This is a genomic window from Pontixanthobacter luteolus (assembly GCF_947494915.1).
Taxonomy (GTDB): domain Bacteria; phylum Pseudomonadota; class Alphaproteobacteria; order Sphingomonadales; family Sphingomonadaceae; genus Pontixanthobacter; species Pontixanthobacter luteolus.
Map to the genome: position 1 here is coordinate 249,199 of NZ_CANLWR010000001.1, position 26,557 is coordinate 275,755.

25 protein-coding genes, 1 tRNA gene and 1 pseudogene are annotated in these 26,557 nt (G+C 59.2%); 10 read left to right on the forward strand and 17 right to left on the reverse strand.

Annotation, left to right across the window (positions count from 1 at the left end):
- Nucleotides 1-58: 58 nt before the first annotated feature.
- The 4 genes from PO778_RS01180 (at nt 59) to PO778_RS01195 (ending at nt 4,750) form a co-directional block, all read left to right on the forward strand.
- Complete coding sequence (locus tag PO778_RS01180) at nt 59-1,108, forward strand: succinylglutamate desuccinylase/aspartoacylase family protein (RefSeq protein ID WP_271438320.1); 1,050 nt, start codon at nt 59-61, stop codon at nt 1,106-1,108.
- 8 nt (nt 1,109-1,116) lie between these two features.
- Entirely contained in the window at nt 1,117-1,794 is a 678-nt protein-coding gene (locus PO778_RS01185) for a polyamine aminopropyltransferase (RefSeq protein WP_160729292.1), read from the forward strand.
- Nucleotides 1,795-1,878: 84 nt separating this feature from the next.
- On the forward strand, nt 1,879-4,026 hold the full coding sequence (locus PO778_RS01190) for a PA5441 family protein (RefSeq protein ID WP_271438321.1): 2,148 nt from the start codon (nt 1,879-1,881) through the stop codon (nt 4,024-4,026).
- A gap of 70 nt (nt 4,027-4,096) precedes the next feature.
- Complete coding sequence (locus PO778_RS01195; RefSeq protein ID WP_271438322.1) at nt 4,097-4,750, forward strand: DUF3142 domain-containing protein; 654 nt, start codon at nt 4,097-4,099, stop codon at nt 4,748-4,750.
- Here PO778_RS01195 and PO778_RS01200 read toward each other — a convergent pair.
- The 6 genes from PO778_RS01200 to PO778_RS01225 all read right to left on the reverse strand — a co-directional run bounded on the left by PO778_RS01200 (nt 4,738) and on the right by PO778_RS01225 (nt 9,201).
- Nucleotides 4,738-5,685 (reverse strand): DUF481 domain-containing protein, encoded by a 948-nt coding sequence (locus PO778_RS01200; protein ID WP_271438323.1) that lies wholly within the window; start codon nt 5,683-5,685, stop codon nt 4,738-4,740. The two genes, PO778_RS01195 and PO778_RS01200, sit on opposite strands and share 13 nt — an antisense overlap.
- A 45-nt stretch (nt 5,686-5,730) precedes the next feature.
- Nucleotides 5,731-6,255: a DUF1993 domain-containing protein gene (locus PO778_RS01205; protein ID WP_271438324.1), complete on the reverse strand. Its 525-nt coding sequence runs from the start codon at nt 6,253-6,255 to the stop codon at nt 5,731-5,733.
- 50 nt (nt 6,256-6,305) lie between these two features.
- Nucleotides 6,306-6,926, reverse strand: a complete 621-nt coding sequence (locus PO778_RS01210; RefSeq protein WP_271438325.1) for an ATP-binding cassette domain-containing protein — start codon at nt 6,924-6,926, stop codon at nt 6,306-6,308.
- Nucleotides 6,916-7,614 (reverse strand): molybdate ABC transporter permease subunit, encoded by a 699-nt coding sequence (gene modB / locus PO778_RS01215; protein ID WP_271439317.1) that lies wholly within the window; start codon nt 7,612-7,614, stop codon nt 6,916-6,918. The genes PO778_RS01210 and modB overlap by 11 nt, the downstream gene beginning before the upstream one ends.
- A complete protein-coding gene (gene modA, locus PO778_RS01220) occupies nt 7,614-8,288 on the reverse strand; it encodes a molybdate ABC transporter substrate-binding protein (RefSeq protein ID WP_271438326.1) in 675 nt (224 codons plus the stop codon). Before modA ends, modB begins: the two co-directional genes overlap by 1 nt.
- Before the next feature lie 190 nt (nt 8,289-8,478).
- Entirely contained in the window at nt 8,479-9,201 is a 723-nt protein-coding gene (locus tag PO778_RS01225) for a GcrA family cell cycle regulator (RefSeq protein WP_271438327.1), read from the reverse strand.
- Nucleotides 9,202-9,299: 98 nt separating this feature from the next.
- On the opposite strand from PO778_RS01225, the gene PO778_RS01230 reads away from it, so the two are divergent.
- Entirely contained in the window at nt 9,300-10,190 is an 891-nt protein-coding gene (locus tag PO778_RS01230; RefSeq protein ID WP_271438328.1) for an ABC transporter permease, read from the forward strand.
- A gap of 43 nt (nt 10,191-10,233) precedes the next feature.
- Here the strand turns inward: PO778_RS01230 and hspQ are convergent, their stop codons facing one another.
- Nucleotides 10,234-10,614, reverse strand: coding sequence for a heat shock protein HspQ (gene hspQ, locus PO778_RS01235; protein WP_160729300.1), 381 nt, complete (start codon nt 10,612-10,614; stop codon nt 10,234-10,236).
- A 180-nt stretch (nt 10,615-10,794) separates the two neighbouring features.
- Here hspQ and PO778_RS01240 point away from each other — a divergent pair.
- The 3 genes and pseudogenes from PO778_RS01240 to PO778_RS01250 form a co-directional block, all read left to right on the forward strand.
- Nucleotides 10,795-10,884 (forward strand) — tRNA-Ser (locus PO778_RS01240).
- A gap of 198 nt (nt 10,885-11,082) precedes the next feature.
- Nucleotides 11,083-11,835: an RHS repeat-associated core domain-containing protein gene (locus PO778_RS01245; protein ID WP_271439318.1), complete on the forward strand. Its 753-nt coding sequence runs from the start codon at nt 11,083-11,085 to the stop codon at nt 11,833-11,835.
- Between the two features lie 319 nt (nt 11,836-12,154).
- Nucleotides 12,155-12,562: pseudogene (locus tag PO778_RS01250) on the forward strand (IS6 family transposase); the annotation flags it as partial.
- 11 nt (nt 12,563-12,573) lie between these two features.
- Here PO778_RS01250 and PO778_RS01255 read toward each other — a convergent pair.
- Nucleotides 12,574-13,116, reverse strand: coding sequence for a hypothetical protein (locus PO778_RS01255; RefSeq protein WP_271438330.1), 543 nt, complete (start codon nt 13,114-13,116; stop codon nt 12,574-12,576).
- 277 nt (nt 13,117-13,393) lie between these two features.
- Here PO778_RS01255 and PO778_RS01260 point away from each other — a divergent pair, with 277 nt between their 5' ends.
- Complete coding sequence (locus PO778_RS01260) at nt 13,394-14,191, forward strand: DUF1330 domain-containing protein (protein WP_271438331.1); 798 nt, start codon at nt 13,394-13,396, stop codon at nt 14,189-14,191.
- A gap of 33 nt (nt 14,192-14,224) precedes the next feature.
- Here the strand turns inward: PO778_RS01260 and PO778_RS01265 are convergent, their stop codons facing one another.
- On the reverse strand, nt 14,225-15,097 hold the full coding sequence (locus tag PO778_RS01265; RefSeq protein ID WP_271438332.1) for a LysR family transcriptional regulator: 873 nt from the start codon (nt 15,095-15,097) through the stop codon (nt 14,225-14,227).
- 200 nt (nt 15,098-15,297) lie between these two features.
- Nucleotides 15,298-15,558 (reverse strand): hypothetical protein, encoded by a 261-nt coding sequence (locus PO778_RS01270; protein WP_271438333.1) that lies wholly within the window; start codon nt 15,556-15,558, stop codon nt 15,298-15,300.
- A 90-nt stretch (nt 15,559-15,648) separates the two neighbouring features.
- Between PO778_RS01270 and PO778_RS01275 the strand changes: the two genes are divergently transcribed.
- Nucleotides 15,649-17,520: an ABC-F family ATP-binding cassette domain-containing protein gene (locus tag PO778_RS01275; protein ID WP_271438334.1), complete on the forward strand. Its 1,872-nt coding sequence runs from the start codon at nt 15,649-15,651 to the stop codon at nt 17,518-17,520.
- 258 nt (nt 17,521-17,778) lie between these two features.
- On the opposite strand, the gene PO778_RS01280 is transcribed toward PO778_RS01275, so the two are convergent.
- The 7 genes from PO778_RS01280 to PO778_RS01310 all read right to left on the reverse strand — a co-directional run bounded on the left by PO778_RS01280 (nt 17,779) and on the right by PO778_RS01310 (nt 26,539).
- Complete coding sequence (locus PO778_RS01280) at nt 17,779-18,660, reverse strand: DUF1295 domain-containing protein (protein WP_271438335.1); 882 nt, start codon at nt 18,658-18,660, stop codon at nt 17,779-17,781.
- Nucleotides 18,661-18,736: 76 nt separating this feature from the next.
- Entirely contained in the window at nt 18,737-20,773 is a 2,037-nt protein-coding gene (locus PO778_RS01285) for a TonB-dependent receptor (RefSeq protein ID WP_438944369.1), read from the reverse strand.
- Nucleotides 20,774-20,839: 66 nt separating this feature from the next.
- Nucleotides 20,840-22,078, reverse strand: coding sequence for a dicarboxylate/amino acid:cation symporter (locus tag PO778_RS01290; RefSeq protein WP_271438336.1), 1,239 nt, complete (start codon nt 22,076-22,078; stop codon nt 20,840-20,842).
- 68 nt (nt 22,079-22,146) lie between these two features.
- A complete protein-coding gene (locus tag PO778_RS01295) occupies nt 22,147-23,664 on the reverse strand; it encodes a TLP1 C-terminal extension domain-containing protein (protein ID WP_271438337.1) in 1,518 nt (505 codons plus the stop codon).
- 11 nt (nt 23,665-23,675) lie between these two features.
- A complete protein-coding gene (locus PO778_RS01300) occupies nt 23,676-24,686 on the reverse strand; it encodes a fumarylacetoacetate hydrolase family protein (protein ID WP_271438338.1) in 1,011 nt (336 codons plus the stop codon).
- Between the two features lie 33 nt (nt 24,687-24,719).
- Nucleotides 24,720-25,355, reverse strand: a complete 636-nt coding sequence (gene maiA / locus PO778_RS01305; protein WP_271438339.1) for a maleylacetoacetate isomerase — start codon at nt 25,353-25,355, stop codon at nt 24,720-24,722.
- Entirely contained in the window at nt 25,355-26,539 is a 1,185-nt protein-coding gene (locus PO778_RS01310) for an acyl-CoA dehydrogenase (RefSeq protein WP_202391567.1), read from the reverse strand. Before PO778_RS01310 ends, maiA begins: the two co-directional genes overlap by 1 nt.
- Nucleotides 26,540-26,557 lie beyond the last annotated feature (18 nt).

Here is a 26,557-nt window from a genome sequence, read left to right on the forward strand (position 1 = left end):
AGGCGTGCAGATGCGCTGTCTGGCGTGAATTCGCCGGAATCTGAGAAAGTCTACGCCCGTGCCCAAAGCCGAGCCAGTTCCGCACTTCGAGATCGCAGGCCATTCGGTTGCGCCGGGGACCAGCGAGACCATCGACATTCCTGTCAGCCGGTTGCCGACCAATATCGAGGTCTCGATGCGGGTTCGGGTGGTCCATGGGAAAAAGCCCGGTCCTGTGATGTTCGTCAGTGGCTGTGTCCATGGCGACGAAATCATCGGGGTCGAGGTGGTCCGGCGCTTGCTGCGGGAAGTGAAGCCGAAACGGCTCGCCGGAACGCTGCTATGTATCCCGGTCGTCAATTCATACGGCTTTGTCGCGCATCAGCGTTATTTGCCCGATCGCCGCGATCTCAACCGCTGCTTCCCTGGTTCCGCCAAGGGCTCTCTCGCATCCCAGCTTGCCTATCGCTTCACTCAGGAAATCCTTGCCCGGTGCAGTATCGGCATCGATCTGCATTCGGCCGGATTGCACCGCGAAAACCTGCCCCAGATCCGCATCAGCGAAAATCGCCCGGTTGCAGCTGAACTGGCCCCGGTGTTCGGGGCGCCGGCGATCATTGTTTCCAAATTGCGCGAAGGATCGCTGCGGCAGGCTGCTGCCGATCATGATTGCGATGTACTGCTACTGGAAGCCGGTGAGGCTCTGCGGTTCGACGAATTGAGCATGCGCGTGGGCGTGCAGGGCATCCTGCGCGTCATGCACCACCTTGGGATGGGCGTAAGGCTGCCGAGGAAGGCCGGTGCCAAATCCGTGGTCAGCCGCCGCACAAGCTGGCTTCGTGCGCCTGAGGGCGGCATTTTCCGGGCCGTAAAGGCAAGCGGATCATTCGTGGAGGCGTCTGACGTTGTCGGATATTTGGCGGACCCGTTCGGAGATACCGATATCGAAGTGAACTCGCCGGTGGCTGGCGTTATCATCGGACGCAGCAATTTGCCGGTGGTCAATCAGGGGGATGCGCTGGTTCACATTGCCGAGGTGGAAATACCCGCGACTGCGGAAGACAGGTTGAACGATATAGAAGAGGCCGCGTTTGCAGACGGTCTGTTCGACGAAGACGAGATAGTCTAGGCGGCCCCATGCTCGAACGAATTCTTATTGATAGTGCCGAGGTGCCTGGCGGTGCCACGCTGGAACTGATCTCTCACGGCCGCGATCACATGATCACGCTCGAACGCAATGAACTGATGTCGACCCGGATGCAGTTCTCTGAAGAGCAGCTTGCCGAACTTACCATCGACCGGCTGCGGGTCGATCGGCCAAATATGCTGATTGGCGGGTATGGTATGGGCTTCACCTTACGCGCGGCGCTGCGCAGGCTGCCCGCCGATGCCCGTCTCGTCGTGGCGGAACTCGTCCCCAAGATCATCGAATGGGCGAAAGGGCCAATGGCGCATCACACCGGCGACTGTCTGGCCGATCCGCGCCTTACGCTGGATATGACAGACGTGGCTGATCCTATTGCAGAGGCTGCGGATGGCATGCGGCCGCAATTCGATGCCATTCTGCTGGATGTCGATAACGGGCCTGACGGGCTGGTGAGGGAAGAAAACGACAAGCTTTATTCCCCGCGCGGGCTGAAACAGACCCGAGAGGCGCTGGCCCTCAATGGCGTCCTCGCCATTTGGTCCGCAGCGCAGGACCCGCGTTTCACCCGGCGGCTGGAAAGGGCTGGATTTGACGTGGAAGTGCTGGAAGTGCGCGCCCGTCCAAACAACAAGGGCCCCCGGCACACCATATGGTTCGCCCGCGCCTGACCGTGTTCGAACGATCCGCGCTCTTGCGCGCTGGCGTGCCTGTGTGACACATTCCCTGCGGGCATCAGCGCCAGCGGGGAATTTATGAAAAAAGCTTGGTCAGGTCTCGGCGTTCTGTTCGCTTGCACCGCCTTGGCGTGGCCGGGGCAAGTCGCCGCAGGCGGTGCGTTCTGCACGCCCGACTGGAAGCCGGAAAATCCGGACCTTGGATGCTCCAGCCAGATCGCGATTGCCCCCGGCAACGATTCGCGTGTGAACCTGTTTCTGCTGCTGCAGGACCGCGCCGGAAATGACGGTGCGGGCAAGGCTTACCCCGATCTTGGTTGGCAAACGTTTCTAGGCCGAAATTTCTTCCGCTGGAGCAATCTCGAATTTGCCTGGTATCCCGGCGCGGATACCGATGCTGCCGTGATCCCGGATCACTTTGGCACCAAATGCCAGACCGCCGAAACCGGCGAGGCGGCGTATCTTCAGGCGTTGGAAGATGCTGGATTCCGCAGGGAGGGCGACCGCAGCTTTCTGGCACAATCCCGGTCGGCCCTCACAGCCGTGTGCGATGATGGAACCGCGGCTCTCGGACCGCAAACGAAAGGCGGTTTCTTCACCCCGCCGCGTGCATTTGGCGGCAGCGCCACGCCCGCGGGCGCATTCCATGGTTATCTGGAAGCATCGACCAGTTTTTATACCTCTGATTGGGACCGCGCAGATCGGCTCTACCGCGACTTGAGCGAGCAGGCGGGCAATGAGTGGGTCAGAGAAACCGCGCTCTATATGACCGCACGCAATGCTCTCAACCAGGCAATCGACGGGGCCAATGATCGGTGGGGCTGGTTCGATCTGGGGTTTGTTTCAGCGGCAACTGCAGCGCGCGCCGAGGCGGGTTTCAAGGCATATCTCGCGGCCTATCCCGATGGGCTGTATGCATCATCAGCGGCGGGCCTCATCCGTAAATCGCTGTGGCTGCAGCGCGATTACGCGGGCCTCGAAGAAATCTACGGGCGCCAGCTTGAAACCGTGAAGGCAGGCGATGCAGAGACCGGTGCGCTAGTCGCCGAGATCGACGACAAATATCTCGTCCGCGAAGGCAGGGATGCTTCAAGCAATCCATTGCTTCTCGCTGCAGAGCTGTTGATGCGGATGCGCAGCGATGGGTACGGCGAACGCTATCGTCCACTCACTGAGGCCGAATTGGCCGCGTCTGCGGGGACATTTTCCGACCATCCCGAAATTTGGACACTTCTGCAGGCGAACCATGCCTTTTACGTGCGCGGCGAACCTGATGAGGTCTTGCGGCTCATCCCGGACGGCGGACATCAAGAACGCTACACAGCGATTGCTTTCAGCCAGCAATTTCTGCGCGGCCTTGCGCTTCACAGCCTTGGGGACACCGGAGAGGCCCAGTTCTGGCAGGGTATGATTGGCGGCGCGCAGGGTATCTGGCAGCGCCCGGCAGTCGAACTGGCGCTGGCCCGCAGCTGGGAGCAGGCGGGACAGCTCGACCGTGTTTTCGCGGCGGGTTCCCCGATCCATGAGCCGCGCATCCGCCGGATATTGCTTGGACAGTCCGCGGGGATCGAAATTCTTAAACGGCAGTCGAGAACTGGGGGCGAGGCGAGCGGTGAGCACCGCTTTGCGCTGTTCACGGCTTTGCTGAAACAGCTTCAGCATGGCCAGTACGCGGGTTTCCTTGAGGATCAGTCGTTCTTGCAGGAAGGAAGCGGCCTGGGGTCCGATCCTGCCGAGGAAAGTCTGTGGAACATCTACGACACCGCCTTTCCCCCATTGCAGCTGTTCGAGGGTGGCACATGGTCGGATGGCTTCAATTGTCCATCGATCACGCAAACTGCCCTTGCATTGCAGGCAGACCCGCAAAGCGTCGCGGGCCGGCTGTGCCTCGGCGATTTTTACAGGCTTAACGGATTTGACGATTTCGCGTTCGGTATCGCCTATTCGCAGCCTGACGGACCGGCAGTGCTGGGCAGCCGCGATTTTTACAGCGGAGACCCGATTCCCCGGCAGAATTTCTACCTATCGATCATGAATGATAGGGACGCGACCAGCGATCAGAGAGCCTATGCCCTGTTCCGTGCGGTCAGATGTTATGCTCCTGCTGGCCAGAGCAGCTGCGGCGGCGAAAGTGCGGAGAAGCACGTCCGTGCGCAGTGGTTCAGGCGGCTGAAACGCGACTATGGCGGCACTAAATGGGCGCAGGAGCTCAAATATTATTGGTAAGCTTGCCGCGGTGCTGCTTTCCGCGTGCCTGCTGGCCGGATGCGGTCCGGGCCGCAGCGAAGCGGCTAGGGTGGTCGACCCTGCGGACTATAGCGCGTTCTTCCTGTGGAGCGGGGTCGAGCCTCCGCCTGCGATGGACACGGCGGACACTGTCTATGTTCTATGGGGCGAACTGCGCAAGGGTGATGCGGCGCGGATCATTCCGCTACACCGAACGCCGCCTGCACGCTCGCAAACGGAGCTCTGGATGGTGATCCGCGCGGAGCGGCTCGATTGGGCGCCATCGGCCATGGCGCAAATGCGGGCGCAAGTGGAGCTGTGGCAAAGGGTGTCGGGCATTACGGGCGTTCAGATAGACTTCGATTCCAGCACCGGAAGGCTGGGCGATTACGCCGCTTTTCTCAAATCAATACGCGGCGAACTTCCGGCAGGGCTGAAACTGTCTGCGACCGGTTTGATGGATTGGCCGGCCAATGCGGATGAGGATGATCTGGCAGCCTTGCGCGGATCATTGGAAGAAATCGTAATCCAAACCTACCGTGAGACGACGACCATTGCTGATTACGGGCGGTATTTGCAGTCGGCCCACCGTCTTGCGATGCCGTACAAGATCGCACTGGTCGAAGGTGGCGCGTGGGACGAGCCTGCGGGTATCGCCAATGATCCAGACTTCCGCGGTTATGTCGTCTTTCTGCTACCTCAGCGGCGCGTTCAGAACCCGTAGATCAAGGTAAACCGGGTGAGCGTATCGGTCTTTATCGCGCCTGCTGGCGGGTCGGTATCATGTTCGACCGCATAGGCTACCCGGGCGGATAAGCCGCCGCCAAGCGATGCCTCTATGCCGGTTGCTGAAAGATACGTGCTGTTGCCTGACTGGATGAATGCGCTGGCATCCTGGGTCAGTTTAACGGTGTCGGTTACATCCCATTGGTAATCGAGCGATGCGAGCGCCGCGATGCTGCTGGTGCTGCCGCCGCCAACAAAACTGGTTTTGCGATATGCCGGGCCAGCCTTGACGGAAAGCTCCATGTCTTCCGTTTCGATCACGCGGTAACCAAGCCCGCCCGATGCCGAAACGCGCGACGAGAACCCTTGGAACCGGTCGCGCTCATATTGGCCCAGAGCGTAGGCAAACAAACCATCGCTCAATTGATAATTGGGTTCATAGGCAAGTAGAAACTGCTCGCGCGTAGTAACGCCATTGGTGCGCTGGTAATCGGCCAGCGCCGTCAACTTGTGCCGCCAGTCGATACCCTTGCGTTGCAGCTTCAGGCCAGCGGTCAGGCCGACATTGCTGGAATTGCCGGTCGAACGGAATGCGCCGATTTGCCCTTCGCCTGACCAATTGTCGAACAGACCCGCATTCCTGATTTCCTGTTTCTCGCGTTCTGCCTCGGCCTTCGCCAATTCTGCCTGACTTGCGCGGAAATCAGCCGCGATGGCATCAATCTGCTCAGCTTCCTGCGGGTTCGTGACCCGGGCAAGTTCCAGTACTGTGCCCACCTTGTCAGCGTCACCAGCAGCGATCGCTGCATCGATCATCGCTTTGACCGGGGCGGGCAGTTCAGCATGGGCGGCATTGGCGGTAGACAGCAAGGCAAGTGTGAAGGCGGCGCGCGTGCCGAAAAACATCGCGCCAAATCGGGAAGGTTTTTTCATGCCGCGCTCACTAGCGAGCGAAGCTGGCCGGGGCTAGGGGGCAGGTCAGTCCTTGATCGCGGGTGCGCCCAGATAGTCGCGCTTGCCGATCTCGAGCCCTTTCATCCTGAGGATGTCGTAAGCGGTCGTCGCATGGAAGAAAAAGTTCGGATTGCTGAAGCTGAGCAGGAAATTCTGCACCGTGAAACTCATTCTGACGGTTCCGCCCAAGACGAAATCGACGTTGTTTTCAGCGATGCCTTCAAGCGTATCGGGATCAAGCGCGAGCATCCCGTCGCGCGCCTTGTCCAGCTTGGCACGGCAAGCATCGAAACTGCCGGGAATATCGGTGAAGTCAGGCTCGAACGCGCCTTTTTGAACCGCGTCCAGTGCGTGTGCACTGTGCATCCAGACGCTGTTGATCTGCCAATCGAAAGACCACATGTTTTCCGCCAGGCATGCACCGGTAATGGCCTCTGCGCTTTCACTATTCGCGTCGCACCATGCCTCCGCTTTGTCCACCAGCGCGCGCGTGGCGGCGGTCACCTGAAGCCAGGTTGGAACGGTGGCGGCGTGAAGCGTTAGCGGCATGAAAGTGCTCCCTGAATTTTGAAACTGGAATTCTGGGGCAGTGTGCTGCGTTAGTCCAGCACGAAGGTTTGACCGCCAAGCCGTGCAACTTCGGCCGTATCATGGCTCACATGGATGATCGGCAGCGCTAGTGTGTCTCTCAGCCTTTCGATGGCCTGCAAGACGATCTCGCCGCGATCCGGATCAAGCGACGCCAGCGGTTCATCGAGTAGAAGAAAACGCGGTGCCGAAAGCAGCGCTCGCCCGATGGCGACCCGCTTCACTTCTCCGCCCGAAAGGTTTGCCGGTTTTCGCTCCAGTATATCGGCGATGCCGAGCAGCGATACGGTGTCATCGAAAGCGATTTCAGAGGCCCCATTTGCGCGCTCCGATCCATACAGCAGGTTTTGCCGAACCGTCTTGTGTGGGAACAGCCGCGCATCCTGAAAGACATAGCCGCAGCCGCGATCTTCCGGGGCGAGGTTTACCGCGTCCACGCTGCTGAACAAAACCCGGCCTCCGATTGAAATATGCCCCCGGTCCGGGCGCTTCAGGCCGGCAATGGAATGGAGCAGCGTCGTCTTTCCCGCTCCGGATGGGCCGACCAGTGCGATCAGGCGCTGCGGAGAATTGAGCTCGATTTGGACCGTCCGCCTGCCAATCCGCTTTTCGATGGCGATGTCAAAGGACATGGTCGTGCCCCTTTTGCTGGAGGCTGATCAGCCATTCGCTCACGACCAGCGCAGCAAGTGAAATAATCACTGCGATTACTGCCAATCTTGCGACTTGGAGATCGGTGCCCGGAACTTGCAAGCCCGTGTAGATTGCGAGGGGGAGGGTGCGGGTTTCTCCGGGGATGTTGGAGACAAAGGTGATCGTTGCCCCGAATTCACCGATAGAGCGGGCGAAGCCCAAGACCGCACCGGCGATTATACCTGGCAAACTGAGCGGCAGAGTGATCGTAAAGAAGGCCCGCCACTTGCTTGCCCCCAGAGTGCGTGCGGCACCGACCAGCCTGCGGTCGACCGCATCAATCGACAGCCGCATCGCCCGCACCATCAGGGGCAAAGCCATGATCCCCGCGGCCAAGGCAGCGCCTGTCCATTGGAATATCAGGGAAACGCCGAAACTGTCCTCCAGAAAACCGCCGATTGGCCCGCTCCGGCCAAACAGCAGGAGGAGGATATATCCGGTAACAACGGGCGGCAGCACCAATGGCAAGTGAACCGCAGCGTCGAGCATCATGCGTCCCGGAAATCGCCGACGTGCGAGAAGGTAGGCGAGGCCGTAAGCCAGCGGCACGGTAAACAGAACAGCGACCAGGCTGACCCGCAGCGACAGCGCGATAACTTGCCATTCGCCGCTCGACAATGGCTCGATCACGGCGCGGTAAAACCATGCTTCTGAAAGATTTCGGCTGCTCGTTCTGAAGTGAGCAGGTCAAGGAAGCGGTCGGCATCCGGGTGCGCACTCGCGGGCAGGCGCAGGGCAAGATATTCGATCGGCTCGGTTGTTTCGATCCGGTGCAGTGTTGCAACGTGCTGATTGCCGACCGTGTCGGAGAGGTAGATAATCCCGAGCGGGGTTTCCCCGCGTGAAACAAGCCGCACGGCTTGCTGCGCGCTGGCGGCTGGCACGATCGAGCCCTCGATTGCTTGCCAAAGCCCCTGCCGATCAAGCGCATCCCTGGTGTAGCGGCCAAGGGGGACGGTGTCGGGATTGCCAACGACAACCCTGCCTGCTTTCAAGGCAGCGCCCAAGGTGGTTTCGGGCCCAGTTCTGTCCGCGAGACCGGCATCGGTATTGGCCGCAAGGACCAGCTGGTTCCGGGCGATCGTTCGTATTCCCGCATCATCGATCCGGCCCTGTGTTATCAGGAAATCGGTCCAGGTATGATCCGCAGAAATGTACAGATCTGCGGCGCTGCTGCTTTCGATCTGGCGGGCAAGGGCAGCAGACGATGCGAAGGAAAAGACCGGGCGGTCATGCCCCTGCGCCGCCCAATGATCTGCCAACTCCTCCAACGGCTGCTTGAGGCTGGATGCAGCAAGCACGATTGGCCCTCTGTCTTGCGAGGGCGCGCAGGCTGAAAGCCAAAGAGTGAGCAGAAAACAGAAAATCGGGCGCAGCATTACCGGCCTTTTCGCTCAGGATCGTGTCCTTGTCGAGGAAACAGAAAGGGCCGCGATCCCTTCGGATGCGGCCCTTTCATGAGTTAGCGTTGTTGGGCCAATGCCAAGCGGCTTAGCGCACGCGCGGCCCGCCAAATGGCAGGGGCGGCGGGGGACGGCGCGAACCACGGGGAAGCTGTGCCTGGAAGGCGCGGCCGCAATGCTCGACGCAATAGGGGAAGCCCGGGTTCACGTCTGCGCCGCAGAAGTGGAAATCCGGCTCGCCCGGGTGACCCATTGGCCAGCGGCAAACCTTGTCGGACAGATCGAGCAGACTTGTCTTGTCGGCAATTTCCGGGCTCGGCTTTGCCGGTACCAGGCGGCGGGGTGGTGCCGGCGGGATCGGCGGCTGCTGATCGCCTGGGCCCTGACGCAGGAATCCGCCGGGGCCGACCGAAACGATTTTCGGCAGGTCGGGGTTCTTGTTCGGGATCGGCTGCTTGGGAATGGTCTCGCCAGCTGCCGTCGCCGCCAGTTCCACCGCGTTGCTGGGTGGGCGTTTGTTCGCCTGAGCGCTGTTCTTCGGCGCAGGCCGTGCAGGCGCAGGCGCTGCGGCTGCAGGCGCAGCTTTCTTGGGAGGCGCCTTGGGCGCGGGTTTTGACTTAGCTGCGCTTGCCGGTTTTTTCTTGTCGTTGGCCTTTACCGGGGAAGGGCGCGATTTCAGGCCAAGCCGGTGGGCCTTGCCGATCACCGCGTTACGGCTCACACCGCCGAGTTCTTCGGCAATCTGGCTCGCAGTCGATCCGCCTTCCCACAACTTCTTCAGCGTGGCGATCCGTTCGTCAGTCCAGCTCATTCAATCTCGTTCCAATATCAATTTGGCATTTGCATCTTCGCAGCAATTTCAGCCACGGGTGCTTGCCAGTTCGAGCCATTGGCCCTAGGCGCGCCACTATGGCCGATCAAGCCCACAACAGCGATAATTCCGGCGTGTCTCTTACAGGGAGCGCCCCCGATCATCAAAACCGGTTCCCGCCGCAGGGAGAGCCGATCTTTACCGGCATCAACCGCATTGGGTTGTGGAGTCTCTATATTAAGGAGGTTCGGCGGTTTCTCAAGGTGCAGACGCAGACGATTTGGGCTCCGGCGGTCACAACCTTGCTGTTTCTGGTCATTTTCAGCGTCGCTCTTGGCCGATCTGGGCGCGAAGTGCTGGGCGTGCCGTTCGCTACATTCGTCGCGCCTGGGCTGATCGTGATGGGCATGATGCAAAACGCGTTTGCCAATGCCAGCTTCTCCTTGCTCGCCGGGAAGATCCAGGGAACGATCATCGACCTGCTGATGCCGCCGCTTTCCGAAGGGGAATTGATGGCCGGCATAGTCGGTGCGGCGGTCACCCGCGCGGTGATGGTCGGCGGAGCGGTCGCACTGGCGATGGCGTTCTGGCCCGGCGTTGATCTGTCCGCTGCACATCTGTGGGCGATTATCTGGTTCGGTCTGATGGGCGCGGTGATGCTGTCTCTGGTCGGGTTGCTGACCTCGATCTGGGCTGAAAAGTTTGATCACAACGCGGCGATCACCAATTTCGTGGTTGCACCGCTGGCGCTGCTATCTGGCACTTTCTACGTAATCAGCAATCTGTCTGAATTTTTCCAGATGATCAGCCGGCTTAACCCGTTTTTCTATGTGATCTCGGGTTTCAGGTACGGCTTCCTGGGGCAAAGCGATATCGGTTCGACCGATTCCGCCGTGGCCGGCGCAGCAATCGGGCTGGCGATATTCAATTTCGTGCTCGCGGTCATTTGTTACCGCGTGCTCAAATCGGGTTGGAAACTGAAAGACTGATACTGATTGCGGCACTGCGCGGCGCACGGCCGGCGTGGCGCGCTTAATGCGTTAATGAACGCCGCATCTTGTACCGCCCATTGGCGAACTGTTCGAACAATTCGGCAACGTTGGGATGTTCCACCGGCCCGCCTTCTGCATCGGCCAGCAGGTTCTGCTGACTGACATAGGCGACGTAGGACGATTCCTCATTCTCGGCGAGCAGGTGATAATAGGGTTGCTCACGGTCCGGCCGGATGTGTTCAGGGATCGACTGATACCATTCTTCACTGTTGGCAAAGACGGGGTCGATATCGAAAATGACCCCGCGGAAATCGAACATCCGGTGGCGCACGACATCGCCGATGCCGAATCGCGCGCTCGCATGGCGAGGGACATCGATGGTTCGGCCGGCCTGTTGGGAAAAGAACTGGGTGCGTTCCATAGTTTTGCGAATATAGGCTTTCGCATCTGCGAAACAAGGGGCGCGGCGGCCCCGTCCACTATCGCTGAGCGCATCGACTTGTTGAACTGCGATCAAAAGGGGTTGGCAAGCCAAATAGCATCCGCTAACCGGCGCGCTTCCAGACCAGGATGGGCGTATTCGATACGCCTTGTGCCGTGCGGAGAGATGCCGGAGTGGTCGAACGGGGTAGTCTCGAAAACTACTGTGCGGGCAACCGTACCCAGGGTTCGAATCCCTGTCTCTCCGCCACACACTTCCAGCCTAGATTAATTGTCGGCCCGATAACGCGTCTCGCAGTTTGCCTGCGTAAGAACCTCCGCTCGCACTAATCTCTACGCAGACGCGCGCGGATCGATAGTGATGCGCGCCGGGCATGATGGCACCTCTGCGCAGATCAACGCCTATGATGGAAGCGGAGCTGAACGAGCGTAGCGAGGACAATTCGGCATCCCCGGCTCATCCAACACCGGGCGGTTCCAGTACACCGGACAGGTGTGGCTCGCAGAGCTCGGCATGTATTACTACAAAGCCCGCATCTACTCGCCGACGCTAGGCAGGTTCCTACAGACCGATCCCATCGGGTATGAGGATAATGTCAATCTGTATGCTTACGTCGCAAATGATCCCGTGAATTTGGTTGATCCGACTGGGATGTGCGGGACAAGGGTGCGAGGGAAAGTTGGAGCAGGTTGCAGTGGGAGCACGCGCCGGTTAGCTGGTCGAAGCGCCAAGAGGAAAGAATGGTTACGGCGATTCGAAAACCTGTCGCCCACTCAGCAAAATTATGTTAAACAAGAAGCTGAAAATCGCTTTGGAATAAGCCTAAGGGGCTACGGAGCGCAGGAGAATGATCCGAAGTTAAATACTGCGAATGAGCAGCCTGCAAGTTCAATCCAGCTAGCCCCAAGTGCTCAACCGGTCTCCAAGGCGTGCGGCACTTATGGCCATCAAAGCGATGAATGCATAGCTGCAAAGGAAAGGTATTTCCGAGAATTCAAAGAAGCGGCTAAGTCGAATCCGCCGATAAGAGGAACTGGCCCCGGCCCAAACCAATCGTATTCTGACGGTTTTTGGAAGCTCGGAGAGGCAATCGGTTGTGTAGTCGGAATTGCGGGTACTGCAACCTCTGGAGGCAGTGCTTATGTTCTTACCGGCGGTGCAACGTTAGCTGGTTGTGCTGCGTTCTTTTTCAACGATTGAAGTAAAATGAAACGATTTCTAATACCGTTCTATATTATTGTGATAATATGGGTTTTTCTGGCCGAGAACTATTTCTTAACCGGTGCTATTTCTAGCTTGCTAATTCTCGAAGTTTGGCGTGCTTTCAGGCCGCAGGGCGGCGAATGATGCGCTTAACTGAAATGGTGGTGTGACGAACCATCGGCAGAGCCCCATACCAAGCTTATATCCGATGCGCTGGTGGCCGAGTACAGCGCTGCAAACACGATGCTCGCACGCTGGTGCTGTCAAAGCAAATGCACCTGATTGAAAATCGGCGCTAATTGGGTAGGGCAGGCCGATGCCCAGACGCAAGAAATCAGCCAATCCGTTCCGCTATTTCAACTCATCGCCGGAGATCATCCGCTTGGTCGTGATGATGTACGTCCGCTTCCCGCTATCGCTTAGGAACGTCGAGGATTTGTTGTTCGAGCGCGGGATTGACGTTTGCCACGAGACCGTGCGGCTGTGGTGGAATCGCTTTGGACCGATGTTCGCTGCGGATATCCGGCGACAGCGAGTGAGCCGTATGAAGGGTTTTCATCATTGGCGCTGGCACCTCGATGAGGTGTTTGTGAAGATCAACGGCAAGACGCACTATTTGTGGTGCGCAGTGGATCAAGAAGGCGAGATTCTCGAAAGCTATGTCACTAAGAAAATGGACAAAAAGCTGGCGTTGAAATTCTTGCGCAATGCTCTGAAGCAGCACGCGGGAGGTTCTTATTCCCCTAGGCTGTGTACGTGTACGTCCTGACCGGAATGCTTTTTGAGGATGTCGCAGGCGCTGCGCTCATCGTCGGTGTTCCATGTGCGAACCCATAGCAACAGTCCGCCATGGACGAGTTGTTCTTCGATGCGCTGTGCATGTTGCTTGCCGACAAGTTGGGCAAGAATTGCACCTATCGCAGCACCAGTGCCTCCGGCAACCGTGGCACCTGCAATGGCTGCGGCAAGGGTGCCTCCCGACACAACAACGACTGCTGCTGCCAAGAGCGCAGCGATGTAGAGCGGCGTGCCGATCAGCGCGCCTTCGGCATCACCTATTGCTTCAGTTGATACATAGGCAGCACGCGGTGCTGCCGGATCATCCTCCAGCTCGCTCGCCTTTTTGTAAGTATGCCCCAGTTCCCTCGTGACGGCATCCTCACTAGCTAGAAGACTGAGCTCCGCCCGGTTGAAGCCATTGCTGAGCAGTTCGTCGATTGCTTCCTGTAGGTCATCGGCGGTCTCGAATACGCCGACCGCTTCGCGTGGTGATGACATAGAACTCTCCTTCAATCACGAGATAGCGAAATGGTTCTATCTGCAACTAGGTGATATTCCGAAGGTCCGCTCCCGCGCGTCGGGGGCAAACGGCAGCTTTTCCGTGTCGTCGTATAGAATGAATTCTGAACTGTGCGCATTGCCACCACCAGTCGGTAGCTTCGATCATTGCCGCCCTGAGGTGGTGCAAAATCTAACCACGTGCCCGCCAAATTGATCCACCACGTGAGATCGGGTCTGGGATAGGCATGGGGCTTACCTTTTAAAGGAGTTCGAAATGCACAGCCTTAGTTCCATATTCAGATTGCTCATGACATCAGGTGTGATCGCCCTGACCGCAGGATGCTCCACGCTGCAGGCTCAAGAGAGTGCCACCCCTTCCCAGAAGGTAGCTTCCGCCGCGCAGGACGAGCCAAAGAGCGTGAACATCAACTTGCCCGCCAACGCGCTTTTTTCAGTGATTGGCTTCGACTACATGAGGACGGACGAAGCCATGCAGGCGCGAGCTGTCTTCCAGAGTTCCGCAATCCCGATCGCAGTTGAAAACGGCTTCACTCGCCACGGCGCCTTGCTGGTTGATGGCCCCAGCTTTGGAACCTTCAAGCCGCAAGGCTTTCTCTTGACCAGTTGGCCAAGCCAGGAAGCGTTCAACCGCTTTGAAAACGATCCGCGTTGGCCCGAATATAGCGAGCTGCGGCGCTCCATTTGGAACGATATCCGCTATTATCGCGACATTCAGGCGGAAGGTCTCTCCCTTACATTGAGGAGCGACAAATTCTACACCTTGGCCATAGCATACACTGATCCGGACAATGCAGCTGACTATGATGAGTATCTCGCCAGGCTCGAAGGCGAGGTGGCCAAACAGGGGGGCAAGTTTATCCTGAAACTGTTCGATCCCAACCTTGAATCCCTGTCGAACTCCAAATCGCCTGACCAATTGACCTTTATCGAGTGGGGTGACGCGGAAGGGGCGAGCCGTCTATTACAGTCGGATACATACAAGGCGGTCCGGCATCTGGCTGGATCTGGGACGACTGATTTATCCTTCTACCGCCTTCGCCCTTCCCTTTAAGCAGAGCTATGCTATCCCCCTTGCTTCAAAGCCTTAGCACCGCTCTCCTTGAAGCAAGGGGCGATACTTGTTCATGACATTCGAGAAATAGGCCAGCGCAGCCTTCGCCCGCGAAGTGCCCGCGAAATCTGGATGACAAAGCAGCCAAAAGGTCTCGACCTCAATCACGGGGGCGCCGGGCAGTCTTACAAGATCGGGGTCATTGTCGGCCATGAAGCAGGCCGCTCGGCCCATCCCCAGCCCTTGTTTAAGCGCCATAAAGCGGCCCGCAATCGTCGTTATTCTCATGCTGATTGAGGCAGCCGGGTAGGGCGATTCCTCAAGCCAGGATTGCCAGCGCGGATCCCCGTCAGGCGGAGCGATCCAGCGCAAGTCGCGAGCATTCACATTGGCGAGGTAATCCTTATGCGCGTAGAGCGAGAGCGAGTAAGGGAATAGCCGCCGTCCGACCCAATGGTCAGGCGGGCTGTCCGACCCCCTCAGCACCACATCGGCTTCTGCCCGGTCGAGATCCACGAACCTGTCGGTTGAATCGACCGTCAGTTCGATCTCGGGATGCTGCTCACCAAATCTCGCCAAATCTCCAATCAACAAATGCTGTAAAATGAGAGGGGGAACAGAGATGGAAAGCGGGCCTGACAGCGACTGCTCGGCCGCACGTTGCCTGCGCACCGCCTCGTCGCTGACTTGCTCCATCTTCTCGGCCGCTTCGACCACGCTCTGACCGACCTTGGTCGGCCAAAATCCCGTCGGTGAGCGATGAAGAAGCGGTCCTGCAGGCCCATTGTTTAGCTGCGCCAATCTCCTTGAAACCGTCGCATGATTGACGCCCAGGTGCCGCGCGGCCCCACGGATTGATTTCTCACGTGCCACCGTAAGAACGAGTTTATAATCGCTCCATTCCATCGGTGCGTAATTGCACCGTTGGGCATGGATATCAATTCGCGACATTGCCCAAGTGGGTGTTGTCAGAGCAAAGCTATCGCGGAGGCAATCGAGGCGCGCCCGCTTATCCAGCGTTCACCTCCGGCAGAGGAATGGATCGAGCGGCAGAATTCCTTAAACCTGATCAGACTTGGTACGCCAAAGATTATGCGGGTGCCGTGTCAGTCCGGTGTTGCAACAGCCAGCAAATCCATCAGATTGCGTGCTGCCTCACGGTCGGCCGGATCTTCGAACGCGACATCCAGATCAGGGGCTGCGTCCAGCATATAGAGCAAGGTCCACAATGCGAAGCGTCGGCCGCGGTCGCGTTCCAGCCCAAAATCGACCTTGATGCGGTCGGTCCCCGCGGGCACTGCGACGGGATCGACTTCGGCCAGATCGCGTGTTCCGAAATAGCGTTGCAGCAAATCTTGCATTTCCATTCGTCCGCGCTAGCCGATCCGGCGCATGGTGCAAGCTGGATGTTCGGGTTTTTCGTTGGGCAGAAGCCAATTCGCTGTTAGGGGCCGCGCATGCTTACCATCGACGGTGTCACAGTACGGCTTGGCGGCCGGGCCATTCTTGAAGGCGCCAGTGCGACGGTGCCTGTCGGCGCGCGCGTCGGTTTGATCGGGCGCAATGGTGCGGGCAAGTCCACCCTCATGAAAGCACTGATCGGAGAAATCGATCCTGATGCAGGCGAAATCAGCAAGCCTTCACGCGCGAAGATCGGCTACATCGCTCAGGAAGCGCCCAGCGGCGCGATGACTCCGGAAGACGTGGTGCTTGCCTCCGCAACCGAGCGCGCGCAATTGCTGGAGGAACTGGAGACCTGCACGGACATGGACCGCATGGGCGATGTGCATGACCGATTGCTGGCGATTGATGCCTACAGCGCGCCATCCCGTGCAGCCAAGATCCTCAAGGGGCTAGGCTTCGATGAAGAGATGCAGCGCACCCCGGTGGACCGCTTCTCCGGTGGCTGGAAAATGCGCGTTGCGCTTGGCGCATTGCTCTTTTCTGAGCCCGATATCCTGCTGCTGGACGAACCGTCCAACCACCTTGATCTGGAAGCGACGCTTTGGCTTGAAAGCTTCCTCAAATCCTATCCCGCGACCCTGGTGGTAATCAGCCACGAGCGCGATTTGCTTAACAAGGTGGTCGATCACATCCTGCATTTGCAGGGCGGCCAACTGACGCTGTATCCAGGCGGTTACGATGCATTTGAAAAGCAGCGGGCCGAACGCGCATCCCAATTAGCCGCGGCGAAGGCATCGCAAGATGCGCAGCGCGCGCGTTTGCAGGACTATGTTGCGCGGAACAGCGCGCGTGCATCCACAGCCAAACAGGCACAATCACGTGCCAAGATGCTTGCGCGGATGCAGCCGATTGCAGCGATGATGGAAGATCCGACGCTCAGCTTCGACTTTCCTGACCCGGCAGAGCTTCGTTCACCAATGATCACGCTTGAACAGGCCGCCGTCGGATACGGAGAAGCGCCACCGATCCTGCGCCGTCTGAATTTCCGCATCGACGCGGATGATCGCATCGCTTTGCTTGGCCGAAACGGGAACGGAAAGACGACGCTGGCACGTCTGCTGGCCTCGCAACTGGCACCAGCCGAGGGCGAAATGAATGCGCCTGGGCGGCTGAAGGTCGGATATTTCACCCAATATCAGGTCGAAGAACTGGCGGGCGAGGAAACACCGCTGGACCTTATGAACCGTGCGATGGAAGGCATGGCCCAAGGTGCTATCCGCGCACAACTTGGCCGCTTCGGCTTCGCAGGCGCGCGTGCCCAGACGCGCGTAGACAAGTTGTCGGGCGGAGAACGCGCTAGGCTGGCACTGGCGCTGATCACGCGCGATGCACCGCATTTGCTGATCCTCGATGAACCAACCAACCACCTGGATGTGGATGCGCGTGAGGCGCTGATTCAGGCGCTGAATGACTATTCCGGTGCCGTCATTCTTATCAGCCATGATCGGCACATGGTCGAATTGACCGCAGATCGGCTGGTTCTCGTCGACGACGGAACTGCACGCGAATATAGCGGGAGCATGGAGGATTACATCGACTTCGTTCTGGGCCGAAAGCAGCCCAAGCGTGACCGAGATAGTTCGTCCAGCAAATCACGGGGCGCGAGCGGCGCAGGCGCAAGTGCGAAAGTTCGCGAAGCGAAAGCGCAACTGACAAAGGTTGAAGAGGAGGTTTCGCGACTGACCCTTCAAGTGGAAGAATACGATCGACTGATCGGTGAATGCAGCACCGCCCCGGAAGGGCCGTCCGGCGCGAACATGCAGGAACTGCTTACGGCGCGTGCCAAAGCCGGCGACAGCCTGGCTGACGCCGAGGAGAAATGGCTGGCCGTGGGCACTGCGCTGGAAGCGATCAAGCAAGGCTAGAATTTCGGGCGGCCCAAGCTGAGGGATGCCTGACAGTCCATCAAGGCTGCAATGCTTTGGCCCAGATATCTTCCCATGCCGACTTGGCCATAACAGGGTGCCGCATATTGCGGGCAGTTTGCAGATATGCGCCGCTGCCCGGCTGTGTGGGTCGAAACGTGACTTGATCACCGGGCCTGAAGCTATCTCTCTAGATCAGAACCAAGCCTGTGCGGATGGCACAATCGAGCTAGGGCTGAGTCCAGAGAAATGCGCCGGTTACGATTTCGGCGGGCGGGGGATCAGCACAGGCGTGTTCTTGCGGTAGGCCTGATAGGCCGGGTCATCGCCCCAGCGTTTCTCAGCTGCCTCGTCCAGCATCGGAATGCCGCTGACCTTGGTAAGCAGAAACGCAACGAAGAAGGGCGAGATGACGGCGAGCCATGACCAGCCGGAAAGCACGGGAATGGCCATCACCAGAATTCCAGCCCACAAGACAATCTCGCCAAAATAATTGGGGTGCTGCGACCAGGCCCACAGCCCGCAGTCGATGAAGTCTCCTTCGTTGGCAGGGTCTTTCTTGAACGCGCTTTTCTGACGGTCAGCGATGACCTCGAAAGCGAAACCGAACAGCCAGATCAGGCCGCCAATCCAGAAGAACCAGTCCAACGCCACCCGCTCGGTCGAAGTGATTACGGCGAGGGCAGCTGCGGCTGTCAGGATGCACCACAGGGCCTGCAGGGTCCACGCGACCAAAAACCGCGGGGGATTGCCGCGGATCTTGTCGAACCGCTTGTCGTCACCTGCGTCGCTGATCCGCTTGAACAGAAATGTGCCGAGCCGGGTGCACCAGATTGCGACCATCGCCGCGACAACGACAGAGCGGGGGTCGAGCGGGGCAGACAGAATGCAGGCGGCGGCCAGCATCGAGAGATAGGTGATTGCCCCAACGAGATCGAAAAAGCGTTCCGATTTGGCAATTGCGGAAGGGATGAACACGCCCCAGTTCACCAGAAACGCGATTAGCGTGCAGATAAAATACACCGGCAGGCCGTTCCACTGTGTTCCGGCTGAACCGGCGAACCATCCGAATGCCAGCGCGATGATTGTCACGATGACAACAGTGATGATGCTGCGCGGTGCGTGTTTATACGAAGCCATGATGCCTCCCCCTTTTAAAACCCACTACCCCACACGAACCGGTTTGGTTCCGGGCGGAGTAGACGGAAAGGGGATATTAGCCGCCAATACGAATGCCTGCCCAGATTGTGCGCGGTACGCCCAGATCGATTGAACCTGCTTGATTTCGCGTCACAATTTCCTCGTCCAGCAGGTTCTCTGCCCGCAGGATAATCGAAAAACCTGCGGCCAGAGGAATTTTTGCAAATGCGTTCACTGTCGTTGCTGCCGGTAAGACGAAGGTTTCCTGATCGTCTTCAAACTGTGCGCCCACGTGGCGCAGCGTTGCCGACAAGTCCCATCCGTCTGCCGGCCTGTATGCCAGTGTCGCACTTGCTGCCAGTTTCGGTGTTTGAGGCGGCCGGTTTCCATCCAGCGCCAGCGAAGCTCCGCTCCCTTCAATCTCGGCATCGGTCCAGGCGAGAGATCCGAACAGATCGATTGCGCCAAACCCGGTTTTCGCAATCACTTCCAAGCCACGCGAACGGACAGCCTCCAGATTGCGGCGCTGACGCAGGGTCGGGGTGAGGGTGACGTTCGCGACAGCATCTTTTACCCGGTTCTGGAAAGCTGTGACAGACAGCTGCGATCGCGGTGAAAGTGCATAGTCGAAGCCCGCCTCGAAGCCGATCAGCCTCTCGTTCTCAAGCGCTTCGTTAGCCTGCGTGACCACCGGGAACACAACAAACGGGCGGTAGAGTTCGTTCAGTGTCGGAACGCGCACACCGCTATAGGCTGCCGCACGCAACGAAATGTTTTCAGACGCACTGAACAAAGCGCCCGCACGGAAAGACGCATCCCATCCGCTGCGATCGGCAAACCGATCATCAGTCAGCAATACTCCAGCAGCATCGCGGGCCTCATAATATCCGCCGCGAATGCTCCAACGGTCAGCTCTTAGCCCGCCCGTCAGGATCAGATCGCCGAGTGTCCAGTCATGTTCGGCAAAAAGGCCAAAGGTGCTGTTTTCCCCGCCCGCGCGGCGGCGTTCGCGTAGGTCGCCGGTGAATGCGCTGAACGATTCTTCCAGCAGGTTGCCGGACGAACCGCGGTAATCCGCGCCGATGCGCAGCACATGATCCTGTCCAACAGGCGGGCGAATTTCAATCTTGCCGCCAATTCCGTTGGACGGGGTTTTCCGCTGGTCCAGGACTTTCACAAACCGTGTCGAGCTGATCACGACATTGGAGAAATCGCGGTATTGCAGATAGCCCAGGACATCGAATTCCCAGTCGCCCCGGCCAATGATCCGCAAGCTGGCGTCCTGCCCGCTGGCCGAACTGTCTGCGCCATCAAAGCGCAGGGTTCGCCGATCGTCGAACACCAGGCCGCGGGTTTGCAGTTCCACGTCGTCGCCCAGCGGGACGGCGGTGCGAAGACCGACCGACCAGCTATCAAATTCGCTCTTGGCAGAGGCGGGAACGCGCTGATCTGCGGGGGTGGTGAAGAATCCGGGGCCGCGGTCCCAGCGCCCGGTGACGACGGCAAAGCCAGCGCCAAGTTCCGGAGCGAGTGTGGCAGACGCTTCGGTAGCGCCGCGGTGGTTTGCCAGCAGTGCGCCGCTGAAAAGGCCGAGCTCATCCGGTCCCGCGCTTTCCAGCTCGATCGTGCCTGCGACTGCGCCCGATCCGAATGCACCCGAGCCGCCGCCGCGTGTTACGCGGGCAGAGGCGAGCCGTTCAGGAGCGAGAGCGCTGAGCGGAATATAGCCAAAGAACGGGTCCGCCATCGGAACGCCGTCAAGCAGCACCAATGCGCGACTGGTGGCGTTCCCGCCAAGCGCGCGTAGCGTGACCCCTTGCGCCGACGGATTGGACGACCTGCTGTCGGACCGGCGGAATTGCTGAAACCCTGCGACGTCGGACAGGGCATCCTCGATCCGACCGGATGCGGACGATGTCAGGCGTTCACGGCCAATTTCCTGCTGCGAATATGCCGGCGTGGCGGGGGTTTGCTCCAAACCCTGACCGGTAACGATGATCGCTGCCAGAGCATCGCATCCATCCCCTTCGCAAGAAATTTCCTGCGCGGCCAAGGGCGCACTGCAGAACAGTGTCAGGGCCGAACAAAGAGCGCTGGTTGCTGAGAATTTCACGGTTGCGTGCTCCGGATGGAAGCGTGTGATCGTTGGGCGGTGCAGGTTGATGGCCGGCAAGTCGGTTTAGACATCGTCTGCGCTGATCATTTCCTCGCGGTCGATCTCGCCGGTCAAGGCCGCCACGGTTGTCGCAACTGCGGCATCGCCGCTGACATTGGTGGTCGTGCGCATCATGTCCATGATCCTGTCGACACCAGCGACGAATGCGATTGTTTCCAGCGGTACGCCCACTGCGCCAAACACCAGTGCCATCATGATCAGGCCCGCGCCGGGGATGCCGGCTGCGCCAATCGCGCCCAGCGTGCCCAGGATCGAAATCAGGAAGTAATCGCCCCATGACAGGTCGACGCCGAAGATTTGCGCGCCGAACAGTGTCGCGAGGCCCAGATACATGGCCGTGCCGTTCATGTTGATCGTCGCGCCGAGCGAGATGACGAAGCTGGATACCGAGTTTGAAATACCCAGGTTGCGCTGCGCACAGCGCAAGGTAACCGGCAGCGTCGCGTTGGAACTGGCGGTGGAATAACTGACCGCGATGGCATCGATGATACCGCGGAAGAAATCGATCACCGGCAGGTGTGCGATGAATTTGATCATCGCGGAATACATGACCAGAATGATCAGCAGACAGCCGAGGTAGTTCAGGAACACCAGCTTGCCCAATGCCTGAAGCGCATCGAGGCCGAGCGTGCCCGCGACCCACGCCATCAGCGCAAACACGCCAAGCGGGGTCAGTTCCATGACCACCATGGTCACCTTCTGCATGATCACAGAACCGGAATCGAAGATTTTCAGTACTGGCTCGCCCTCTTCCTTGGCCATCAGGATGCCAACCCCGATGAGGAGGGAGAACACGATCAGCGGCAGCACATTGACGTCTGCCATGACCTGAACCGGGCTTTGCGGGACCATGCCCAGCAGCATTTCGCGCCACGTCGTATCATTGGGTGCAGGGGTGGCACCCATGTCGATCGAACTTGTGTCGACTCCCATGCCAGGCTGCACAAATGTGCCTAGGAACAGGCCCAGCCACACCGCAATCTGGCCGCTCACCACGAACAGCAGCAGGGCGCGCCAGCCCACGCTGCCGAGTTTGCGCAAGTCGCCGATGGACGCGATGCCCGCGACAAGGCTGAAGAAGATCAGCGGGACCACCAGCATCTTGATGAAACCGACGAAGATATCGCCGATGAATTTGATGCTTTCCGCTTCAGGGCCCCAGAAATAGCCCACGATCACGCCCAATATCAGAGCCGCGATGACACGCTGCCAAAGCGGAATTGCAAACCAGGTCTTGAACATGGGCACCCTCAAAAAGATCGAGCGGAATTCCGCTTCGGTTATGTCAGTCCATCATGGAAAAGGGGCGGTCAGTCAAATGACCAATGCCCCTGCGTCCCCGCTTTGCTGACCTGCCCTGCTGCGCCGACCAGCCCGGGCGCTGCTGCCGATAGCCGTTCGATCGCCTGCCTGTCGGTGGCTGGCACCAGCGCTAGCGTGCGGCGATTGTCATCAATTCGGGCGACAATCACACCCTGTTTCGGGACACCTGATCGGTCATAAAGGATCGTATAGGTTTCCAGCTGTGCTGGCCCTTCATACTCCAGTTCCATTGCGGGAATCTCGCCGCGCGTCGCATCTGCCTCTGCCTGAAAATCGAACTCTTGCGGGAACGTACCTTCCGGCTGGGGGGTCTTGGTCAGCAGGATCGTATGGTTGTGCGTGGCATAACCGCCATTTGCGAACAGCAGGCCGTTAGTGCCGCTTTTACGCAGCGCATCGACCATGCAGGCGGCCGCGTGGGTCATGTAATTGCCGATCGGCCCGCCGCCGAATGTCAGCCCGCCAAACATGGTGATCTGCCGGCTGGCATCCACGCCCAGTACGCGCCGCGCCATCTTGGGGACGATGGGGAAGCAGGAATATAGCTCGAGATGGTCGATCTGTCCGATGCCGATCTCGTTCAGTTCCAGCGCCCGTTCAAGCGAGACATTCATGCTGGCAGAAGATGCAAAATCAGGCCGCATCAGCGGATCTTCCGCCTCATGTGCGGCAGCGCCCTTGCCGACATAGATGATCCGCTCGTCAGGGACGCCTGCCGCCTGTGCCGCGGCAAGGCTGGTTACGATCACCGCCGCGCCCTGATTGACTGCGGCGTTGGCGACCTGAAATTTGGTATAGGGGAAAGCGATCGGGCGGTTATCCGCACTCACCTCGATGATTTGCCGGGCTGTGCGCGGCTCTCGGATCCACGCGCTTTCAGTTTGCGCCGCGACGCGTGACATACCCGCCCAGATCTCGCCGGATTCCGCTTGCGCCTCTTCCAGCGTTTGGCCGAAGCTATCGCGGGCGGCATTTTCGAATAACGGGTACACGTCCGTCGGGGTGTGGAGGCCGAACAGATGCCGCGGTTCCGGCTGGACCGGGGTGCGTTTGGGATAGGGGCCTTTCTTTGCCGCTGGCGCATCCTGCGCTGCCAGCGCGGCCTCTTTCTTGCGCATTCCGGCGGTGCGCAAAGCCTCTGCCCCGACGATCAGAGCGATGCTGGCCTTGGCTTCGCCGATGGCGTTGGCGGCTTCGTTGATCAGCAGGATCGGGCTGTCGCCGGTGGGGGACGGCGTCTCACGCGCGAAGCCGGGGTCTATGCTCAATGCGTCCTTGATGCCTGAGATCAGCGTACCGGTCAGTTCAGGAAAACTGATCTGGTTGACGATCCCTAGCCAGTCGGTCTGTTCCAGCAGCCCGCCGCCGGCGTCCTTGGCGGCTTCGCGTGCAGCGGCGATCATCAGGCCGAGCGAATCCAGCCCCTCCGCCCCGGTAGCGGGCCGGTCGTTGACCTGACCGGAGCCGATAATGACGGGAATGCGGTTCAGATCGCCCAGCTGCATCGAGTTACTCCTTAAGCTTGCACGACTTCCTGTTTGATCGCCCCGAAGATTGAATGACCGTCCTTATCCTTCATCTGGATTTTGACTGTGTCACCAGGTGCCATGAAGCGTGTCTTGGCCTCGCCGTCCTTGATCGTCTCGATCATGCGGATTTCCGCGATGCAGCTGTAACCGGCACCGCCTTCGCTGACCGGTTTGCCAGGGCCGCCATCCTCGCCCTGATTGGAAATCGTGCCCGAGCCGATGATCGCACCGGCACCCAGATTGCGCGTCTTCGCTGCGTGCGCGACCAGCTGGGCGAGATTGAATGTCGCGTCCTTGCCCACATCGGCGCGGCCGAACGGTTCGCGGTTGTAGTCTACTTCCAAAGGCAGGTGGATCAGGCTGTCTTTCCACGCATCACCCAGTTCATCAGGCGTTACCGCTACGGGAGAGAACGCCGTGGCAGGCTTCGACTGGAAAAAGCCGAAACCCTTGGCGAGTTCGCCGGGGATCAATCCGCGCAGCGATACATCGTTTACCAGCATCACCAGCTTGATGTGCGCCGCGGCATCTTCTGCCGAAGTGCCCATCGGTACGTCATCGGTGATGCAGGCGACTTCGCCTTCCATATCGCAGCCCCAGGCGGTGTCTTTCAGCGGAATATTCTCGCGCGGGGCAAGGAAGTCGTCGGAGCCGCCCTGATACATCAGCGGATCGTGATAAAAGCTTTCGGGCACTTCTGCGCCGCGAGCTTTGCGGACCAGTTCGACGTGGTTGATGTATGCGCTGCCGTCAGCCCATTGATAAGCGCGGGGCAGCGGAGATAGCGCCTCGCTTTCGTGGAAGCGTTCGCACGGAACAGCCTGATGTTCGACATCGCGGTAAAGCACTTCCAGATCGGGTGCCACACGCTCCCAATTGTCGAGTGCATATTGCATCGTTGGCGCAATATTGTCTGCCGCGCAGTAGCGGGTGATGTCCTTGGACACGACGACGAGCTTCCCGTCGCGGGTTCCGTCCTTGATTGTTGCGAGTTTCATTGGCGATCCCTCTTCCTGGGTCTTGGCCGGATTTTATTCCGGGTTGTCGGTTTGATTGTCTGGGTGCGCACGCTGGAAAGGCTCCAACGCCAGGCACGCCGTTTCGATGCGGGTCATGTGCGGTTTGGCCGAGAAGTCGAAATCGAACCGGCGCGCATTGTACATTTGTGGCAACAGGACGACCTCGAACAGGCCGGGTTTGTCGAACAGGAAATCGCCAGTGCCCAGCTGGGCGAGGCGTTTCTCGACCGGGTCCAGTGTCTTGGCGAGCCAGTGGCGATACCACTCGCCGATTTCCTCCTGCGACTTGCCGTATTCATTCTTCAGATATTGCAGCACCGGCAGATTGAGCGGTGCGTGCAGTTCGGTCGCGATCGCATATGCCAGTTCGCGCGCGGTATAGCGCTCCTCGATATCCGCAGGCAGCAATGGATGCGCCGGATAGGCTTCATCCAGCCATTCAATCAGCGCCATGCTTTGCGCGCGGTCGCGGCCGCCTGCCTCCAGCATCGGCACGGAGGCAAACGGATTGCGGCTGGAAAATGCGTCGCCCTTCTGCTCGCTCTTGAGCAGGTTTACCGGCACGTTTTCGTATTCAAGCCCTTTCAGCTGCAGCGCAATGCGGAGCCGGAAGCTGGTGGAGCTGCGGTAATATCCGAACAGTTTCATCAGAAGGCTGCAAGGCCCGTAATGGCGCGGCCCAGGATCAGCGCATGGACATCGTGCGTGCCTTCATAGGTGTTTACCGTTTCCAGGTTCACCATGTGACGGATCACCTGATATTCGTCGCTGATGCCGTTGCCGCCGTGCATGTCACGCGCCATCCGCGCGATGTCGAGCGCCTTGCCGACATTGTTGCGCTTTACGATGCTGATCATTTCCGGCGCAAACTCGCCCTTGTCCATCAGGCGGCCAACCTGCAGCGATGCCTGAAGGCCGAGGCCAATATCGCTCATCATGTCGGCCAGCTTCTTTTGATAAAGCTGGGTGTTGGCCAGCGGGCGGCCAAATTGCTTGCGGTCGAGGCCGTACTGACGCGCGGCGTGCATACAGAATTCCGCCGCACCCATCGCGCCCCAGCTGATGCCGTAGCGTGCCCGGTTAAGGCAGCCGAACGGACCTTTCAGACCCTGAACGTCAGGCAGCAACGCGTCGGCGGGCAGCTTCACCTCGTCCATCATGATCATGCCGGTGGTGGATGCGCGCAGGCTCAGCTTGCCTTCGATCTTCGGCGCGTCGAGGCCCTTCATGCCTTTTTCCAGCACGAAACCGCGAATGCCGTCGCCATGCGCTTCGCTTTTTGCCCAGACGACAAAAACATCGGCGAACGGCGAATTGCTGATCCATGTTTTCGCGCCCGACAGCGAATAACCGTCACCGTCTTTCTTGGCATAGGTGCGCATCGAACCAGGGTCGGAACCTGCATCGGGTTCGGTCAGGCCGAAGCAGCCGATCAATTCGCCGCTGGCGAGGCCGGGCAGGTATTTGCGCCGCTGTTCCTCTGAACCATAGGCCTGAATCGGATACATCACAAGGCTGGACTGGACCGAAGCCATCGAACGGTATCCGGAATCGACCCGTTCAATTTCGCGCGCGATAAGGCCGTAAGAAACGTAGGAGGCACCTGACCCGCCATATTCTTCCGGCACGGTCGCGCCCAGCAGGCCAGCTTTCCCCATCAGCGGGAACAGTTCGGGTGCGCTGGTTTCGTTGCGATATGCCTCTTGCACGCGCGGCTGCAATTCATCCTGCGCGAAACCGTGCGCGGCATCGCGGATCATCCGTTCGTCTTCGGTCAGTTGGGATTCCAGATTGAACGGATCTTCCCAGTTAAAGGGCACCATGCCAGCCATATCTACTCCTGAAACAGT